This window comes from Sphingopyxis flava (genome assembly GCF_900168005.1).
Lineage (GTDB): Bacteria > Pseudomonadota > Alphaproteobacteria > Sphingomonadales > Sphingomonadaceae > Sphingopyxis > Sphingopyxis flava.
In genome coordinates this window covers 93,132-110,746 of record NZ_FUYP01000001.1, presented here as the reverse complement: position 1 = coordinate 110,746, position 17,615 = coordinate 93,132, and the positions used below count along the sequence as shown (strand labels likewise).

The following is a 17,615-nucleotide window of genomic DNA, read 5'->3' as shown; positions in this document are numbered from 1 at the left end:
GGGTGGCGGCCTTCGGTTCGGATCGCTCCGCAAACGCGAGGACGACGAAGGCGATGGATTTTGACGACCAGCTCAGGCGCTATTTCGGGACAAGGGACCTCGCCGCCATCCATCCCGAAGCCCTCACCGCCGGGACCGAGCGGATGCGGGTGGACCTTGGTCTCGAGACAAACAGCGGCCGCCGCTTTGCGCTCTGGTCGCTGCTCTACATGCTCGGCGCCGCGCCGGATCTCGACATCGCATTCAAGGATGCGAGTGAACGCGATGCGGCGCGCGCGTTCATGGACATGATCGACCGCAGCGGGGAGGGGTAGGGCCTTGGCTCGCAGGGACAGCTGCGCGCCATGATCAGCGCGCGGCGCGCTAACCGGCTGGCGCGGCCGCGCTGCGGGCCCTGCTGGCTTGCCTGGCGCCGCGCACCGCTTCACCAACGAGGATCAACGTGGGCGCGCCGGCTGCAAGCGAGCGGACGGCGAGACCGAGGAGGTCGAGCCGGGTCACGACCTGCTGTTCGTTGGGGCAGCTGACGTTGCACGCGGCGATCACGGGCGTCGAGTGAGGCAAGCCTGCTGCGATCAGCTGCCGGGCGATTTCGGGCGCGGCATCGCGTCCCATGTAGAAAGCCAAGGTTGAGCTGTCAGCTGCGAGCGCATCCCAATCGAGGCCCAGTGCCGCGCCGCGGCGGCTGTGCGCGGTTACAAAGCGCACGCCTGGTGCAACCCCTCGCAGCGATAGCGATACCCCCGCCGACGCGGCCGCGGCGCTCGCAGCGGTGATGCCTGGACAAATGCGGACGCTGTGCCCCGCCGCGCTGAGCGCGCCGATCTCTTCGGCCGCGCGTCCGAAGATTGACGGATCGCCGCCTTTCAGCCGGACAACGCGCCGTCCTGCGCCCGCTGCAGCCACGAGCAGCGCGTCGATCGACTGCTGGTCCTTCGAGTGGCGCCCTGATCTTTTGCCAACACTCACTCGCTCGGCGTGCGGCGGAATCAAGGCGAGCACATCGGGGCTCACGAGCGCATCGTAGAAGACGATGTCGGCCGCTCCAATCAGCCGGACCGCCTTCATCGTCAGCAATTCGGGGTCGCCAGGGCCCGCGCCGACGAGCCATACCATGGCTGGAGCGAAATCATCATGCAGCATGGCTCTTCTCCTCGGCAATGATGCGCGCGAGCGCGGGACGGCACGAGCCGCAGTTGGTGCCGGCGCGCAGCGCCGCCCCGATTGCCGCGACGTCGGTGAGGCTTTGATCGCGGATCGCGGCGACGATTGTCGTCATCCCGACATCGAAGCAGACGCAGACGACCGGGCCCCGGTCAGCCTGCGCACCCGGCGCGCGCCCGGCGAGCAGCGTGGGCGCGACGGTGGGGGCGGCGAGCTGCGCGATCAGCCAGTCGCGTGGCGGGAGCTCGCCGCTCTGCGTGACGAACAAGGCGCCAGCAAGGCGCCCGTTCGCCACGATCGCGATGCGCCGCGTTCCGCGCGCAGCGTCCTGCGCCTCGATCCGTTCGCCGCGCGGCAGCAGCGCCTCGATACGCTGGAGGGCCTCATCGCCTGCGAGCTCCCAAAGGACCCCGGCGGGAACCGCCACACGCGTCGCCCAGAGACACGCCGGTCGATCAGCAAGCTCCTCGGCAAGGAGCAGAAAGCCGCACCATAACGGCTCGACCAGGGCGATGGACGCCGGCGTGCGCTTGAATCCCGGCTGGCCCGAGACCGGATCGACGAGCGGGCGGGGCAGCAGCCCGGTTCGTCCGCCGCTCGCGGTGCGATCGGTCCAGTGGATCGGTACGAAGAGTTCGCCGGCGCGCTGGCCTTCGCAATAGGCGACGCGGTAGAGGCTCTCACCCTGCGGGGTGTCGACCCGCGCCAGCGCCCCGTTGCTAAGCCCGTGCCGAGCTCCATCGGACGGGTGCATCTCGACCAGCGGCTCTTCGCGGTGGCGGGCCAGTTTTGGAGCGAGCCCCGTGCGCGTCATGCTGTGCCACTGGTCGCGGTAGCGCCCCGTGTTGAGCGTGAGCGGCCATTTGGCGAGGGGATCCGCAAGCGGCTTTTGCGCGACCGAAATGAGCCGCGCGCGGCCATCTTCGGTCGAAAAGCGTCCGTCTGCAAAGGGGCGGTCGCCGCCCCAGCGGAAAGGAAGCATCGCGTCATAGGCGGCGTTTCCGCCCTGCGCGGCGCCGGGCAGCGCAAAACGGCGCGCGCCCTCATTCTCATAGGTCGAAAGACGGCAATGCTCGCGCCAGATGTCGGCGGGCCGGTCGTAGGCGAAGGCGGTCTTCCAACCCATGCGCCGCGCGACTTCCTTGACGATCCACCAGTCGGGCCGCGCCTCGCCGGGGAGAGGAAAGAGCGCGCGCTGGCGGCTGATCGTGCGGTCCGAGTTGGTCACGGTTCCGTCTTTCTCACCCCACGCGGCGGCAGGAAGGCGGACGTGCGCAAAGGCGGTGGTGTCCGTCTTCTCGACTACATCGCTGACGACGACGAAGGGGCAGCCTCCGAGCGCTTCGCGCACGCGGTTGGCATCGGGCATCGAGACGGCGGGGTTGGTCGCCATGACCCAGAGCGCCTTGATCCGGCCCTCGCCAACTGCACGGAACATGTCGACGGCCTTGAGGCCCGGCTTCTCGGCCATGGTCGGCGCCGCCCAGAAGCGCTGGACGCTGGCACGGCTTTCTGCTGCGAAATCCCGGTGCGCAGCGAGCGTCGAGGCGAGCCCGCCGACCTCGCGCCCGCCCATCGCGTTTGGCTGGCCGGTGATCGAGAAAGGGGCGGCGCCAGGCTTGCCGATCCGGCCCGTCGCGAGGTGGAGGTTTGTGATCGCATTGACCTGGTCGGTGCCCGCGGTCGATTGGTTGATCCCCTGGCTGAACAGCGTGACGGTGCGCGGCGTCGCGGCAAAAAGCTCATAGAAATGCCTGAGATCGGCGGCGGCGACGTCGCAGATGCGCGCCGCCGACCACAGGTCATTTCCCTCTCCAAGCCGGTCCCAAAAGTCCGCCGGTACCGCAACATGCGCGCCGAGATAGGCCTCGTCGACGATGCCCGTCTCCCGGCAATATTGGAGAAGTCCGTTCATCAAGGCGACATCGCTGCCGGGACGGATCGCGAGGTGGAGGTCGGCTTCTTCGGCGGTTTCGGTGCGGCGCGGGTCGATGACGACAAGCTTCGCGCCCGCCTCGCAGCGTGCACGGATGCGCTGGTAGACGATCGGGTGACACCAGGCGGTGTTCGATCCCACCAGGACGAACAGATCGGCTGCATCCAGATCTTCGTAGGTCGCCGGGACGACGTCCTCCCCGAAGGCACGCATGTGGCCCGCGACCGCGCTCGACATGCACAGGCGCGAGTTGGTGTCGATGTTTGCGCTGCCGATGAAACCCTTCATCAGCTTGTTCGCGACATAATAATCCTCGGTCAGAAGCTGACCCGAGACGTAGAAAGCGACGCTGCCCGGCCCGTGGCGAGCAATGGTTTCCTTGAAGCGCCTGGCAACAAGATCGAGCGCCTTGTCCCAGCTCACACGGCGGCCTGCGATCATCGGATAAAGGAGGCGGCCTTGAAGCCCGACCGTTTCCCCCAGATGCGTGCCCTTGGAGCAGAGGCGCCCGCGGTTCGCAGGATGGTCGGGATCGCCGAGGATTTCGACGCTGCGCGCGCCGGTGACCGCCGCGCGGATGCCGCAGCCGACACCGCAATAGGCGCAGGTGGTGCGGATCGCCTTTGCCATCAAGCAGCCGCCCTCAGCGTGCTCGCGCGGCAAAGGAGGACGCGGCCGCCATCGATCTTGACGGGGACGGTCGGTGTGCACCCCTTGTCCTCGCCCAGCGCTTCTCCCGTCGCGAGGCTGATCCGCCAGTTGTGGAGCGGGCAGGCAACCGCCCCGCCGTGGACGATGCCCTGGCTGAGGCGCCCGTGCTTGTGCGGGCAGCGGTCGCGAAGCGCGAATATCTTGCCCTCCGCAGTGCGGAAGAGCGCGATATCATCGCCGCCTTCGACCTTTACGGTGCGGCTGCCGCGCACGGGGATCTGATCGACCCAGCCGATATCGAGCCATTCTGCGGTGGTCATGCCAATTCCTCCTGCGGTGTGAAGCGCGCCATCGGCGCATGATGTTCGGCCTCGGCGCCCTCAGCACGCTGCGCCCAGGGGTCGTCCTGCGAAAAGCTTTGCGAGACGAGGAAGCGGGCGCGCAGCGCTTCACGGCCGGCGTCGTCCTCGACAAGGCGCGCCTTGACATAATCAAGCCCGACACGCTCGATCCACGGCGCGGTGCGCTCGAGATAACGGGCTTCCTCGCGGTAGAGCTGGATGAAGGCGGCACAATAATCCATCGCTTCCTGTTCGCTCGCAACCTTGCACAGCAGGTCGGTCGCGCGCACATGGATGCCGCCGTTGCCGCCGACATGGAGCTCGTAGCCGCTGTCGACGCAGACAATCCCAAAATCCTTGATCGTCGCCTCGGCGCAGTTGCGGGGACAGCCCGAGACCGCGATCTTGAACTTGTGGGGCATCCAGCTGCCCCAGCTCATCCGCTCGATCTTGACGCCGAGCCCGGTTGAATCCTGTGTTCCAAAGCGGCACCATTCGGATCCTACACAGGTCTTCACCGTCCGCAGCGCCTTGCCATAGGCATGGCCCGAGACCATTCCGGCGGCATTGAGATCCGCCCAAACCGCGGGCAGATCCTCTTTCTTGATCCCGAAAATGTCGAGCCGTTGGCCGCCAGTCACCTTGACCATCGGGGCGCTGAATTTCTCGACCACATCGGCGATTGCGCGCAGCTCGGCGGGGCTCGTGATCCCGCCCCACATGCGCGGGACAACCGAGTAGGTGCCGTCCTTCTGGATATTGGCATGGAGGCGTTCGTTGACGAAGCGGCTCTGCTGGTCGTCCTGATACGCGCCGGGGAGCGCGCAGAGCAGATAATAGTTGAGTGCGGGACGGCAGGAGGCGCAGCCGTCGGGCGTCGCCCAGTGCAGCTTTTGCATGACCTCGGGGATCGAGCGCATGCCTTGCGCGATGATCTCGCGGCGGACATCGTCGTGGCCGAAGCTTGTGCATTTGCACAATGTTTTCGGGCCCGAGCGGACCTCATCGCCCAAGGTCAGCGCGAGCAGGGTTTCGACCAAACCGGTGCACGATCCGCAGCTTGCCGATGCCTTGCAACTGCTCCGCACCGCGTCGAGGCTATGTGCTCCCTTGGCAATGGACGAAACCACCTGACCCTTTGTCACGCCGTTGCAGCCGCAAATTTCCGCGTCATCGGAAAGCGCCGCAACGGCCGCCTTAGGGTCCGCCCGCCCACCTCCGAAGGCGAAGGCCTGGCCGAAGATCAATATGTCGCGAAGCGCCGAGACATCTTCCTGGGTCTTGAGAAGGTCGAAATACCAGTTCCCGTCGGCGGTGTCGCCGTAAAGCACGGCGCCCACGACGCGATCGTCGCGAAGGACCACGCGCTTGTAGATCCCGCGGCTGGCATCGCGCAGGACGATATCCTCGCAATCGTCGCCGCCTGAGAAATCGCCCGCTGAAAAGACGTCGATCCCCGAAACTTTCAGCTTGGTCGACGTCACCGAGCCGCGATAGCCTGTGGGCTTGTCGACAAGGCCGTCGGCAAGGCTCCGGCACATGTCCCAGAGCGGCGCAACGAGGCCGTAGACCTGACCGTCATGTTCGACGCATTCGCCCACCGCCAGAACCGCTGGATCGCTTGTCACCATATGGTCGTCAACCTGAATGCCGCGTCCCACGGCAAGGCCTGCGTCACGGGCGAGCTGGGTCGAAGGGCGGATGCCGACGGCCATCACGACGAGGTCGGCCGGGATCAGCGTTCCGTCCTTGAGCTTCACGCCTTCGACCTTCATCTCCCCGACGATCTCGGCGGTGTCGGCCCCGGTCAGGATCGTCTGGCCGCGCGCCTCCAGGGCCTGCTTGAGGAGCCACCCTGCCGCCTCGTCAAGCTGCCGCTCCATCAGCGTGGGCATCAGGTGAAGGACGGTGACCTTCATGCCCCGCAACGAGAGCCCGTGCGCCGCTTCGAGTCCAAGCAGCCCGCCCCCGATGACCACCGCCGCGCCGCCGCCCCTGTTCTTGCCGGCGTCGGCGGCTGCGAGCATTGCGTTGACATCGTCCATGTCGCGGAAGGCGATGACGCCGGGAAGATCCTTGCCTGGCACCGGAATGATGAAGGGGTTCGAGCCGGTCGCGATGAGCAGCCTGTCGTATCGTTCCACAAGCCCGCTGCGCGTCGTCACCGTCTTCGCCGAACGGTCGATCGCGACCACCGGATCGCCTGTAACGAGCGCGATGCCGTTCGACGCATACCAGTCGGCGTCGTTGATGATGATGTCGCCGAACTCCTTCTCCCCTGCGAGGACCGGGGAGAGCATGATGCGGTTATAATTGACCCGCGGCTCCGCGCCGAAAATCGTGATACGGAAGCGGGAAGGGTCGCGGGCGAGCAGCTCCTCGACCGCACGGCATCCCGCCATGCCGTTGCCGATCACCACGAGATGATCGCGCGTGTCGCTCTCGGCCGTGATTGGGCGATATTTCATCAGATTATCCAGTCCAGTTGGAGCCAAAATTTGTTCGTATCGGTGGCAAAGCCATCGGCGCGGTACCGTGCGAAGCGAAGCGAAGCGGTGGATCTGCCGAGCATCGCGCTCGCGAGCAGGTCTATCTCCTCGCCGTAGGAACGGTTCATCCGATCGCTGCGATAGTCGTGATAGATCGCCTGGAGCGTGACGGCCTTGAGGGGACCGATCGCTTCCCAGTTCCAGCCCGCGCTCGCGTAGAGGTCGCGCACACCATCGGGCGGCGTCACCAGAAATTTGTCCGCCCACCCCTGGAATTTGAAACCCGTTGCAAGCGGGGTCTGGAAACTGGTGAGCGCGGCGCCATCACCCGCGCCCATCACTTCATATCCGGCGCCCATCCGCGGCCCACCAAGGTCGACGCCGACGTCGATCAGATAATAATCAGCCGCGTATCGATTGGGATTTCGGTGCCAGTCCGACTGGCGCGCATAGGAAAATTGATAGGCGATTTTCGCCCGCCCAAGCTTTTGCCTTCCCTCGAGCCGGGCGCCATAGCTCTGGCTCGATAGTCGGAAATCCTGCACCGCCGGCTCGTCCTGATCCACAAGATAAGCAAAAGCAGTGAGCTTTCCGAGCGGCGTCGCGGCGCCAAGCGTGCCAAAGAGATTGTCGCCCGACACCGCCTGTTGCCGCGCACCGACGCCGTCGATGCCCCAGATCGTGCGGACGCTCCACGCATAGGCGATATGCGCCGTCACGCCTTGCACCGGCTCGATGTCGGCGCGCACGGCGTCAAAGCTCTGGCCGCTTTGGCGAAAGCCGACCGAACCGACGAAACGCTCATCATCGAATGCGAGCCTCTGGCGCCCTGCCGTGATTGCAAAGCGCTGCGCTGCATAGCGAAGCTGCGCGCGGCTAAGGGCGATGTTTTCAGGATCGGCAATCAGCGGGGACGCAGCGCTCTCCCCCAGGCCGCTGAAATAATCATCGATGATCGCGAGAATGGCCTGGCCCTCGATCAGCGCCGACCAGCGATCCGCGCTTGCCGCGGCCCCGGCCCGGACGCGCAGCGTCAGCGCGTCGGCTCCGCCGGAGAGACCCTGTTGATCGACGCTTTCATAGCGCAGACGAGTCTCGCCGAGCGGGGAAAGCTCGATGTCCTGTGCGCAGAGCGTGGCCGGCATCAGCGCCGGAAGAAGAAGGAGCGCGCGCGCCATGTCAGATCCGCACGCCCTCGGCCGCACTCCAGGTGGTGCGCCACTGCCTCTTGACGAACATCAGCGCGGCGAGGGCCCCCAAAGCGAGCCCCGCAAAGATGTAGAAACCAGGCGCAAAGCTGCCTGTCCATTGCTTGGCGAAACCGAGCGAGGAGGCAAGGTAGAAGCCGCCGACGCCTCCCGCCATGCCGACAAGCCCGGTCATCACGCCAATTTCCTCGGAAAAGCGCTGGGGAACGAGCTGGAAGACCGCGCCATTACCGGTGCCAAGTGCAAGCATCGCGATAACGAACAGTGCGAGCGCGGCGGGGAGGCTTTCCCCTTGGGGCACGCCCGCGAGCGCGAGCGCTGCCACCACATAGACAATCATGAGCGCACGCACGCCGCCGATCCGGTCGGCCAGCGCGCCGCCCAAGGGCCGCACGAGCGATCCTGCAAAGACGCAGCCCGCAGTGCAATAGCCCGCAATCACCGGGGTCAGGTGGAACTGGTCGGTAAAATAGATGGTCAGGGAGGCGGCGAGCCCGACGAATCCCCCGAACGTCACCGAATAAAAGCCCATCAGCCACCAGGCGTCGGCGGTCTTGAGCGGCTCGAAATAGTCGATCAGCTTCTTGGGCGCGGGGGTATTGGGTGCGTCCTTTGCCAGGAAGAGATAGGCGATGAAGACGATCGTGAGCGGGATGCAGGCAAGGCCGAGAACGGAATTCCAGCCGAACAGCGTTGCAAGACCGGGCGCAAAAAGCGCGGCGAGCACGGTTCCTGAATTGCCCATGCCGGCAAGCCCCATCGCTTTGCCCTGATGCTCGGGCGGGTACCATCGGCTTGCAAGAGGTAGCGCGATCGCAAAGCTCGCCCCTGCGAAGCCCAGGACAACGCCGAGCGCGAGCGTTCCTGCAAAGCTCGATACGCCCGTCAACCACGCGGCCATGAGCCCGGCGATGACGATTAGCTGGCTGATTGCGCCCGAGAGCTTGGGGCCGATGCGATCGACGAGCAGGCCGTTGCTGACGCGCAAAATCGCGCCCGCGAGCGTCGGGACGGCGACCATCAGCCCCTTTTGGGCTGGTGTAAGCCCCAGGTCCTCGGAGATTGCAGGCGCAAGCGGCCCGAGGATGACCCACACCATGAAGGCGAGGTCAAAATAGAGAAAGGCCGCGACCAATGTCGGCCAATGCCCGCTCGACCAGAAGCTCGATTCTTCCTTCGTCATCGTCCGTCCCTTTTGCGACGGGCAATAAAAAAGCCGCCAGGACGGCGGCCACATGCGGGCGCATCCTGACGGCTTCATTGCCTCTTGGAGTGCGGGAAAAGGCTCCCCGCCTGCCGCGCGGGCCAGCCCCCTCGTTGGAGCGGCGCCGCTGTGATCTCGGCCCGGCAGCCTTGCCGGGTGCCGTCAAATTGCCTGATTCGCCTTGCGCGCGCAAGCGGATATTTTGCAGTGCAACATTTTTGCTTCACGCCGCCCGGCAAAGCGCTCGGCCGCTAGGGAAGACCGGCAAGATATCCTGCAATATCCTCAGGGTCGAAGGCGCGGCGATCGAAGAAGCGATCGGCGCCGAGGAGCAGGCGGCCTTGCGTCGAGCCGGCGCCGATCGGGGCGTCGAGGCCGCCTTCGAGCTTTGAACTGGCGCCTGGCAGCGGCGCGCCCGAGCCCGCGAGTGCTGTCCGGTAGATGTCGGGACGAAAGACCTCTGCCGCGGTCGCGGCGTCGGCGGGCGAGAAGGCGACATTGTCCCAGCGCACCATTTGCGAATAGAGCCACGCCGCCTGGCTGCGCCAGGGGAAATTCGCAGCCTCGCGATATTGGAACATGAAATCGGGGTAGGCGACCGGCGCGCCGCCAGGAACGACGCGGATGCGGTCGGTGATGGCTCGTTCGATGGCGTCGGGCGGGGCGTCGAGATAGGCGGGGCGCGCGAGGATGGCGGCACTCTCGGCCGCGCTCGCTGGTTCGACGAAATGCGCGGCCGCCGCGTGGAGCGCGCGCAGCAGCGCCTCGACCGCATCGCGGCGCGCTTCGATCACGTCGCTGCGGACGGCGAGTACTTTTTCGACCCCGCGGCGCCAGATCTGCGCCGTTGCAAGCGCGATATGCCCGACGCCGCGATCGACCGCGATGGCGTTCCACGGCTCCCCGACGCAAATGCCGTCGACCTCGCCTGCAGCGAGCGCATCGGCGGCAAAGGGAGGGCTGGTCACGGCGATTTCGACGTCGTCGTCGGGCCGGATGCCGACCCCGGCAAGCCAGTAGCGAAGCATATAATTATGGCTCGAATAGCGATGGACGACGCCGAAGCGCAAAGGACGGCCCGCCGCCTTGCGGGCCGCTGCCGCCTCGCGCAGGGCCGCGCCGAGCGCTTCGGGATCGCCGAGACCATCGCCGAGCCCGACCTCCGCGGCAAGCGCGGTCGAAAAGGTCACCGCATTGCCGTTCAAGCCAAGCACGAAGGGGACCGCAAGCGGGACCGCGGGCCGGTCGCGGCCGAGCGCGGTGGCGATCGCAAGCGGCGCTATCATGTGCGCAGCGTCGGTATGGCCGTAGAGCAATCGGTCGCGAACCGTCGCCCAGGTCATGTCACGAATGAACTCGATCTCGACGCCTTCGCGCGCGGCAAAGCCCAGTTCATGGGCGAGGATCGGCAGCGCGGCGTCGACCAGCGGCAGAAAGCCGATGCGGAAGCGTTCGGCGCTCACTCCATATCTCCCAAAAGCGCGTCGCTGGTCACGATCGCCTCGGCGATTTCCGCGATCCGGCGGTTGGTCCGCATCGCCTGTCCGCGCAGCAGTGCATAGGCGGCAGGTTCGTCGATTCCCCGCCGTTTCATCAGAATTGCCTTGGCCCGGTCGATTGTCCCGCGCTCGGCGAGGGCGTTCTTCGCTTCGTCGAGCTCTCGCTGGAGCCGTGAAAAGGCCTGAAAGCGCCGCACCGCGAGATCGACGACCGGTTTGATCCGCTGTTTCGAGAGCCCATCCACGACATAGGCCGAGACGCCGGCGTCGATTGCGGCGCCTGTCGCTTCGGCATCGCTCTGATCGACGAACATTGCGATCGGGCGCGCGAGCGCACGTGACATGGCGAAGAAATCCTCAAGAAGATCCCGGCTCGGGTTTTCGAGGTTGATCAGGACGACTTCGGGGCGCGCGGCTTCGACCTGCGCGACGATCGGCCCCTCGGGGTCGATGAGAATGAGATCATCGAGGCCTGCTTCGCGCAGGCCGTCCGAAATGATCGCAGCGCGCGTTGTGCTGGTGTCGATGATCGCGATCCGCATGCCCCGCGCCATACGTTGCGCCGGCAGGCTTCGCCAGCCCCTTGCAGCGGAACCCAAAGAAGGGGCGATTTGCGGTCGATCTTGGGATAGAGGAGCGCCAGCGGGCAATCGGTCCGCATTCGATGCGAGGTGCAGGTGGAAGAGGGCAAACCCCGAAAGCTTGAGCGCGACTCGATCGCGCTGCCCGTGCAGCGCGTCGGCCTCAGCGAGCCCGGTGACGCGGCGCTGAACCGGGTGGTGCCGATCGAGGCGCCGGTGTCGATCGAGGTTTCGGGGATTGGATATGCCGTCATGATGGCGACACCGACCGATCTTCCGGATTTCGGGCTCGGCTTTGCCATGAGCGAGGGGCTCGTCGATGGCCCCGATCAGGTGGAAGGCATCGACGTGCATGCCATCGAGGGCGGGTGGGCGCTGCGTATTTGGCTGCCGCGCGAGCGTAGCGCGCGAGCGCTTGAGCGGGCGCGAAGGCGAGTGAGCGAGAGCAGCTGCGGCCTTTGCGGCATTGAAAATATTGAGGAGGTTCTGCGCCCGCTGCCGCCGGTCACGGCGCGCGTCGCGGTTGGCCGCGAAGCGCTCGCTGCCGCTCTGACAGCGCTTGGCGAGCATCAGCCGCTCGCCCGTGCGACGGGGGCGGTGCACGCGGCCGCCTTCTGCACGCCGGACGGTGCGATCCAGCTCGCGCGCGAGGACGTCGGGCGGCATAATGCGCTCGACAAGCTGATCGGGGCCCTTGCGCGCGCGGCTATCTCCCCCGCGAACGGCTTCATTCTACTCTCGGCGCGCTGCAGCTATGAGCTTGTCGAAAAGACGGTCCGCGCCGGCTGTCCGATGCTTGTCACCATCTCGGCGCCCACGAGTCTCGCAGCCGAGCGTGCAGCCGCTGCCGGGCTGACGCTGGTGACGCTCGCCCGGCCTGATTCGGCCCTGTTGGTAAGCGGGACGCTCGCCGGAGACTAAGTGCCCGGTATCTGGCTGAAAAAGGGGCTGAGCTAGGTCGCGGCGATGACCCGAACAGGGATCGACTTGGCGGCCGGCGTGCCGCTCACCGGGTCACAATGATCGAGCGGGAGGAGCGGATTGAGTTCAGGATAATAGCCCGCCACCGCGCCGCGCGACATCGGGTAGTCGATGACCGTCAAGCCTTCGACCCGCCGCACAATCGCGTCGTCACTGATCGTCTCGAGCGCAACGCGGGCGCCCGCCGCAAGCCCGCGGGCTTCCCGATCCGCCGCATTCATGAACAATATCATCCGGTCGCCCTTCACGCCCCGGTAGCGGTCGTTGTAGCTGTAGATGGTGGTGTTGAACTGATCGTGCGAGCGGACGGTTGCAAGCCGCAACATGGCCGGGTCTGCGATCTTGGCGTCGACCTCCAAGCCCGGAAGGACCATGAAATTTGCCTTTCCATTGGGGGTTGTCCACACCCGGCGTCGCGGTGGGATATCAAGGTGGAAGCCGCGCGGCACCTCGATCCGCTGCGCAAAGCCCTCATAGATCGCGGGATAGATCATTGCGATCTTGTCGCGAATGCGGCCATAATCGTCGATGTAGTCTTGCCAGTCGACCTTGCTTTCAGGAAGCGTTGCCATTGCCATTCGGCAGACGATCTCGACCTCGGGGAGCAGGTGCGGACTCGCAGGTTCGAGCACACCGCGCGAGGCGCTGACGTTCGACATCGAATCCTCGATCGTCACGAACTGCTCGCCCGCGGCGGTTTCGATGCGCTCGGAGCGCGCGATAACCGGGAGGATCAGCGCCTCCCTGCCGTGGACGAGATGGCCGCGGTTTAGCTTGGTCGCGATTCCGACGGTCAGGTCAAGCTTACGCATTGCGCCATAGGCGCGCTCGGTATCGGGGACGGCACGGACGAAATTGCCCCCGAGCCCGATGAACACTTTCGCGGTCCCCGCAAGCATCGCCTCGACGGCATCGATCGTGTGGTGGCCGTGCGCACGCGGCGGCTCGAAGCCGAAGATATCGCGCACCCGGTCGAGATAGGCCCCGCTCGGCTTTTCGTCGATACCGACCGTGCGATCGCCCTGAACGTTCGAGTGCCCTCGGATCGGGGAGATGCCCGCACCGGGGCGCCCGAAATTGCCCTTGAGCAGGAGGATATTTGCAACCTGCTGCACCAGCCGCGACCCGAGTTGATGCTGGGTCAGTCCCATTCCGTAGCAGATGATGGTGGCGCTTGAGCGCATGTAGATTTCGGCGCAGCGGCGGATCTGCTCTTCCGAAATTCCTGACACGGCGACAATCTCGGCCCAATTCTGTGCCTCGATATCCTGCTTCAGCTCCGCAAAGCCTTCGGTGTGATCGCGCAGGAAATCATGGTCGAATACGGTCTCACCCGCCGCCTCGCGCTCGAACATGACCTTCATCATGCCCTTGAGGAGCGCGAGGTCGCCGCCGACGCGGATATGAACAAACTCGCTCGCAATCTGCGTCGACCCGAAGGTCGCCATTTGCACCGCGTCCTGCGGTTCGGTGAAGCGGATCAGCGCGCGTTCGGGCATTGGATTCACCGCGACGATCGGAACGCCGCGCTTGCGCGCCTCGACAAGCAGGCTCATCATCCGGGGCGCGTTGGTGCCGGGGTTCTGCCCCATGATGAAGATCGCCTCGGCGTGTTCGAAATCCTCGAGTATCACCGTGCCCTTGCCGACGCCGATCGCAGGTGGCAGCCCACGGCTCGTGGGTTCGTGGCACATGTTCGAGCAATCGGGGAAATTGTTGGTGCCATATTCGCGCACGAAGATCGAATAAAGGAAGGCTGCCTCGTTCGGCGTACGCCCCGAGGTGTAGAATTCTGCCTGGTTCGGGTCGGAGAGCCCCCGCAGATGGCGGCCGATCGTCGCAAAGGCTTCATCCCAGCTCACCGGCAGATAATGGTCGCTCTTGGCGTCGTAGCGCATCGGTTCGGTCAGGCGGCCCTGCATTTCGAGCCAATAATCGGACTGCGCCATCAACTCGCTGACTGTGTGCCGCGCGAAGAAATCGCGCGTCACGCGAAACTTCGTCGCCTCATGTGCGAGCGCCTTGGCGCCATTTTCGCAGAATTCGAGCTTTTTGGTGCAGTCGGCGTCGGGAAAGGCGCAGCTTGGACATTTGAAACCGCCCGGCTGATTCATCGCCATCAGGGCGCGCGAGCCTTTGGTGACGACGCTTTGTTCGAGGAGCACCTTCGCGGTTGCGGCGGCAGCGCCCCAGCCGCCTGCGGGCCGTGTGTAGTTTCGGTATTTCAGCTTGCCGTCGGCCATCGTCCGCGCTCCTGTCGAGGCCGTCTCGCGCGGTCTCTACAACCGCGTCTATCGCCAATGAGGGGGGCGCTCAAGCGCGCAGCCTAGTCCCTCTCGTGGTTCCGCGCGGATTTGCGCGCGCGGCCGAGCGCTGTGATGATCCCGTGCATCATCCGGATATCATTATGCGACCAGCCCGTTTTCGTAAGCGCCGTACGCAGCGTGCGCAGCGTCGCCGTGGTCCGCTCAGGCGGGAAGAAATAGCCAGCAGCATCGAGGTCGCGGACAAGATGGTCGATAAGATCTTCAAGCTCGCCGTGCGGGGCCGGGGGATCGAGCGCTGCCTCGGGAGGGCTCGCGAGGGCCTGGCCTTTTGACCATTCATAGGCGAGCAGAATGACTGCCTGCGCGAGATTGAGCGAACCAAATTCCGGATTGATCGGTACGGTGACGATCTCGTGTGCGAGGGCGACGTCATCGCTTTCCAGACCCGAGCGTTCCGGTCCGAAAACAAAGGCCGACCGACTGGCGCGCGCATGAACCTGCCGGGCTGCCGCCTCAGGGGGAAGAACCGGCTTGGTGACCCCGCGCTTGCGCACCGTGGTCGCATAGATGTGGCCGCAATCGGCGACCGCCTCGGCGAGGCTCGCGAACAGCCTGGCGTCGGCGAGCACGCGGTCCGCTCCCGAGGCGGCGGGCCCCGCGTGGGGATTGGGCCAGCCATCGCGCGGCGCGACGAGGCGCAAGTCAGTCAGCCCGAAATTGAGCATCGCGCGCGCCGCCTTGCCGATATTTTCACCGAGCTGCGGACGGACGAGGACGATGACGGGGGGAGGGGCCTTGCTCACGAGCCGTTCTTGTGCGCCGCTTCGTTGATCGTTGCGGCGAACTCTTCAAAGTCCTTGGCCTCGGTGAAGTCGCGGTAGACGCTGGCGAAGCGGATGTAGGCGACGTTGTCGAAGCCCTTGAGCGCCTCCATCACCATCGCGCCTATCTGCGCCGCCTGCACCTCATTCTCGCCCGAGGTTTCGAGCTGGCGCTGGATGCCTGAGACGAGCCGTTCGATGCGTGCCCCATCGATCGGGCGTTTGCGGCATGCGATCTGGACACTGCGCATCAGCTTTTCGCGGTCGAAAGGTTCGCGGGTGCCCCCGGCCTTGAGCACTGCAACTTCACGCAATTGGATACGCTCGAATGTCGTGAAACGCGCGCCGCAATCCTCGCATTGGCGGCGGCGGCGGATCGCGGCGCCGTCCTCGGTCGGACGGCTGTCCTTCACCTGACTATCTTCATGGCCGCAATAGGGACAGCGCATGGATTAGCGCTTCACCCTGCCAAAGAGGGCGATTGCGGCCCCGGCGAAAAGGCCGACCGGCCAGCTCACGGCCGGAAGTAACCCACCCGCGATTGCCCCGATGACGGCGCCGGTCAGCACGGGGCGCGTCGAGGGATGGTCGGCTCCCTGCCTGCCCATCGCCTTGACCTCTTCGAGCGTTCGCTCGGCGAGCGTGGGTTCCTCGGGATGCTGCCGTGCCACCGGTTCAGTCCTGATAGATGGGGAAGCGCTCGCAGAGCGAGCGGACACGCCCGCGAACATTGGCCTCGACATCGGCGTCGCCATGCTCGCCCTTGTCGCGCAGGGCTTCGAGCACGTCGGCGACCATGTCGCCGATTTCCTCAAACTCCGCGATACCGAAACCGCGCGTCGTACCGGCAGGCGAGCCGACGCGGATGCCGCTGGTCTTGATCGGCGGCAGCGGGTCGAAAGGAATGCCGTTCTTGTTGCAGGTGATCGCGCTGCGCTCGAGCGCCTCGTCGGCGTCGCGGCCCGTGACGCCGAGCGGACGCAGATCGATGAGCGCGAGGTGGGTGTCGGTTCCTCCAGCGACGAGATCGGCGCCGCGTGCCTTCAGCCGGTTCGCAAGCGCCTGTGCATTGGCGATCGTCGCCTTTGCATAGCTCTTGAACTCGGGGCGCAGCGCTTCGCCGAATGCCACCGCCTTTGCCGCGATGACGTGCATCAGAGGACCGCCCTGGAGACCCGGGAATACCGCCGAGTTGATGCGCTTGGCGATCGCCTCGTCATTGGTCAGGATCATGCCGCCGCGCGGACCGCGCAGCGTCTTGTGGGTGGTCGTCGTGACGACATGGGCATGCTGCATCGGCGAGGGGTGCGCGCCGCCCGCGACGAGCCCTGCGAAATGCGCCATATCGACCATTAGTAACGCGCCGACATCGTCGGCAATGGCGCGGAAGCGCGCGAAATCAAGCGTCCTGGGATAGGCTGAACCGCCCGCGATGATGAGGGCAGGGCGATGCTCCTTCGCGAGCCGCTCTACCTGCTCGAAATCGACGAGATGGTCATCAGCGCGCACGCCATATTGGACCGCATTGAACCATTTGCCCGACATGGCGGGCGGCGCGCCGTGCGTCAGATGGCCGCCGGCATCGAGGCTCATTCCGAGGATCGTCGCCCCGGGCTTCGTCAGCGCGAGCATCACGGCGCCATTTGCCTGCGCACCCGAATGCGGCTGGACATTTGCGAAGTTGCAGTCGAACAATTTCCTGGCGCGATCGATCGCCAGCGTTTCAACCTCGTCCGAGGGCGCGCAGCCCTGGTAGTAGCGGCGGCCAGGATATCCCTCGGCATATTTGTTGGTGAACACCGACCCTTGCGCCTCGAGCACCGCCTTCGAGACGATATTTTCGCTCGCGATGAGCTCGATCTGATATTGTTCGCGGTCGAGCTCGTGTTTCATCGCTGCGGCGACTGCGGGGTCGACGCTGGCGACGCCATCGGTGAAATAGCCGGCCGATTTAATGGGCTTGTCGAGCGTTTCGGTGGTCATCGGCTGTTCTCCAGGACGGGCGGGTGGGAAAGTTTGTCGACGCGGCGCGAATGGCGCTCGCCCGCGAAATCGGTCGCGAGGAAAGCCGCGATGCACGCCTTCGCCATATCGATACCGGTCAGCCGCGCGCCGAGCGCGACGACATTGGCATCATTATGCTCGCGCGCAAGCTTGGCCGAGAGCGGCTCGGACACAAGGGCGCAGCGGCATGCCGGGTTGCGATTGACCGATATCGCGATGCCGATGCCCGAACCGCACAGCGCAATTCCGCGCTCCGCGCTGCCGTTTGCGACCGCGTCGGCAAGACGGTAGCCATAATCGGGATAGTCGACGCTCTCGGGGCCGTTGGTGCCGAGATCGGCAACCTCGTGCCCCTCGCCGCGCAGCCAATCGGCGAGCAGTGCCTTAAGCTCATAAGCGGCATGATCGGAGGCGATGGCGATGCGCATGGCGCGTCTCCTGCGGCGAAAGGGAATCGATGAGCGCGCTT

At 65.5% G+C, this 17,615-nt stretch carries 16 protein-coding genes; 2 read left to right on the top strand and 14 right to left on the bottom strand.

All coding sequences use genetic code 11. The features are described from left to right. The first annotated feature begins 53 nt into the window (after nt 1-53). Nucleotides 54-314, top strand: coding sequence for a hypothetical protein (locus B5X69_RS00545; RefSeq protein WP_079636923.1), 261 nt, complete (start codon nt 54-56; stop codon nt 312-314). A gap of 49 nt (nt 315-363) precedes the next feature. Here the strand turns inward: B5X69_RS00545 and cobA are convergent, their stop codons facing one another. The 8 genes from cobA to B5X69_RS00505 form a co-directional block, all read right to left on the bottom strand. Further along, a complete protein-coding gene (gene cobA / locus B5X69_RS00540) occupies nt 364-1,143 on the bottom strand; it encodes a uroporphyrinogen-III C-methyltransferase (RefSeq protein WP_079636686.1) in 780 nt (259 codons plus the stop codon). Further along, the gene (locus B5X69_RS00535) at nt 1,133-3,730 is read right to left on the bottom strand and encodes a nitrate reductase (RefSeq protein ID WP_079636684.1); all 2,598 of its coding nucleotides are present in this window, start codon (nt 3,728-3,730) and stop codon (nt 1,133-1,135) included. The genes cobA and B5X69_RS00535 overlap by 11 nt, the downstream gene beginning before the upstream one ends. Then, nucleotides 3,730-4,071 carry a nitrite reductase small subunit NirD gene (gene nirD, locus B5X69_RS00530; RefSeq protein ID WP_079636682.1) on the bottom strand — a complete coding sequence of 114 codons (342 nt, stop codon included), beginning with the start codon at nt 4,069-4,071 and terminating at the stop codon, nt 3,730-3,732. The genes B5X69_RS00535 and nirD overlap by 1 nt, the downstream gene beginning before the upstream one ends. Continuing rightward, nucleotides 4,068-6,560 carry a nitrite reductase large subunit NirB gene (nirB, locus tag B5X69_RS00525; protein WP_079636681.1) on the bottom strand — a complete coding sequence of 831 codons (2,493 nt, stop codon included), beginning with the start codon at nt 6,558-6,560 and terminating at the stop codon, nt 4,068-4,070. Before nirB ends, nirD begins: the two co-directional genes overlap by 4 nt. Then, entirely contained in the window at nt 6,560-7,759 is a 1,200-nt protein-coding gene (locus tag B5X69_RS00520) for an alginate export family protein (RefSeq protein ID WP_079636679.1), read from the bottom strand. The genes nirB and B5X69_RS00520 overlap by 1 nt, the downstream gene beginning before the upstream one ends. A 1-nt stretch (nt 7,760) precedes the next feature. Further along, entirely contained in the window at nt 7,761-8,972 is a 1,212-nt protein-coding gene (locus B5X69_RS00515) for a nitrate/nitrite transporter (protein WP_079636677.1), read from the bottom strand. Between the two features lie 272 nt (nt 8,973-9,244). After that, complete coding sequence (locus B5X69_RS00510) at nt 9,245-10,456, bottom strand: ABC transporter substrate-binding protein (protein ID WP_079636675.1); 1,212 nt, start codon at nt 10,454-10,456, stop codon at nt 9,245-9,247. Further along, entirely contained in the window at nt 10,453-11,034 is a 582-nt protein-coding gene (locus tag B5X69_RS00505) for an ANTAR domain-containing response regulator (protein ID WP_079636922.1), read from the bottom strand. The genes B5X69_RS00510 and B5X69_RS00505 overlap by 4 nt, the downstream gene beginning before the upstream one ends. Before the next feature lie 135 nt (nt 11,035-11,169). On the opposite strand from B5X69_RS00505, the gene fdhD reads away from it, so the two are divergent. Beyond that, nucleotides 11,170-11,994: a formate dehydrogenase accessory sulfurtransferase FdhD gene (gene fdhD / locus B5X69_RS00500; RefSeq protein ID WP_245798483.1), complete on the top strand. Its 825-nt coding sequence runs from the start codon at nt 11,170-11,172 to the stop codon at nt 11,992-11,994. 32 nt (nt 11,995-12,026) lie between these two features. Here the strand turns inward: fdhD and B5X69_RS00495 are convergent, their stop codons facing one another. The 6 genes from B5X69_RS00495 to rpiB all read right to left on the bottom strand — a co-directional run bounded on the left by B5X69_RS00495 (nt 12,027) and on the right by rpiB (nt 17,574). Then, the gene (locus B5X69_RS00495; protein ID WP_079636673.1) at nt 12,027-14,297 is read right to left on the bottom strand and encodes an FdhF/YdeP family oxidoreductase; all 2,271 of its coding nucleotides are present in this window, start codon (nt 14,295-14,297) and stop codon (nt 12,027-12,029) included. A gap of 83 nt (nt 14,298-14,380) precedes the next feature. Further along, nucleotides 14,381-15,124, bottom strand: a complete 744-nt coding sequence (locus tag B5X69_RS00490; RefSeq protein WP_079636671.1) for an RNA methyltransferase — start codon at nt 15,122-15,124, stop codon at nt 14,381-14,383. Further along, entirely contained in the window at nt 15,121-15,591 is a 471-nt protein-coding gene (nrdR, locus tag B5X69_RS00485; protein ID WP_053553650.1) for a transcriptional regulator NrdR, read from the bottom strand. Before nrdR ends, B5X69_RS00490 begins: the two co-directional genes overlap by 4 nt. A gap of 3 nt (nt 15,592-15,594) precedes the next feature. Then, on the bottom strand, nt 15,595-15,813 hold the full coding sequence (locus B5X69_RS00480) for a hypothetical protein (RefSeq protein WP_079636669.1): 219 nt from the start codon (nt 15,811-15,813) through the stop codon (nt 15,595-15,597). 4 nt (nt 15,814-15,817) lie between these two features. Continuing rightward, complete coding sequence (gene glyA / locus B5X69_RS00475) at nt 15,818-17,125, bottom strand: serine hydroxymethyltransferase (RefSeq protein ID WP_079636668.1); 1,308 nt, start codon at nt 17,123-17,125, stop codon at nt 15,818-15,820. Then, nucleotides 17,122-17,574 (bottom strand): ribose 5-phosphate isomerase B, encoded by a 453-nt coding sequence (gene rpiB, locus B5X69_RS00470; RefSeq protein WP_079636666.1) that lies wholly within the window; start codon nt 17,572-17,574, stop codon nt 17,122-17,124. Before rpiB ends, glyA begins: the two co-directional genes overlap by 4 nt. Between the last annotated feature and the right edge of the window lie 41 nt (nt 17,575-17,615).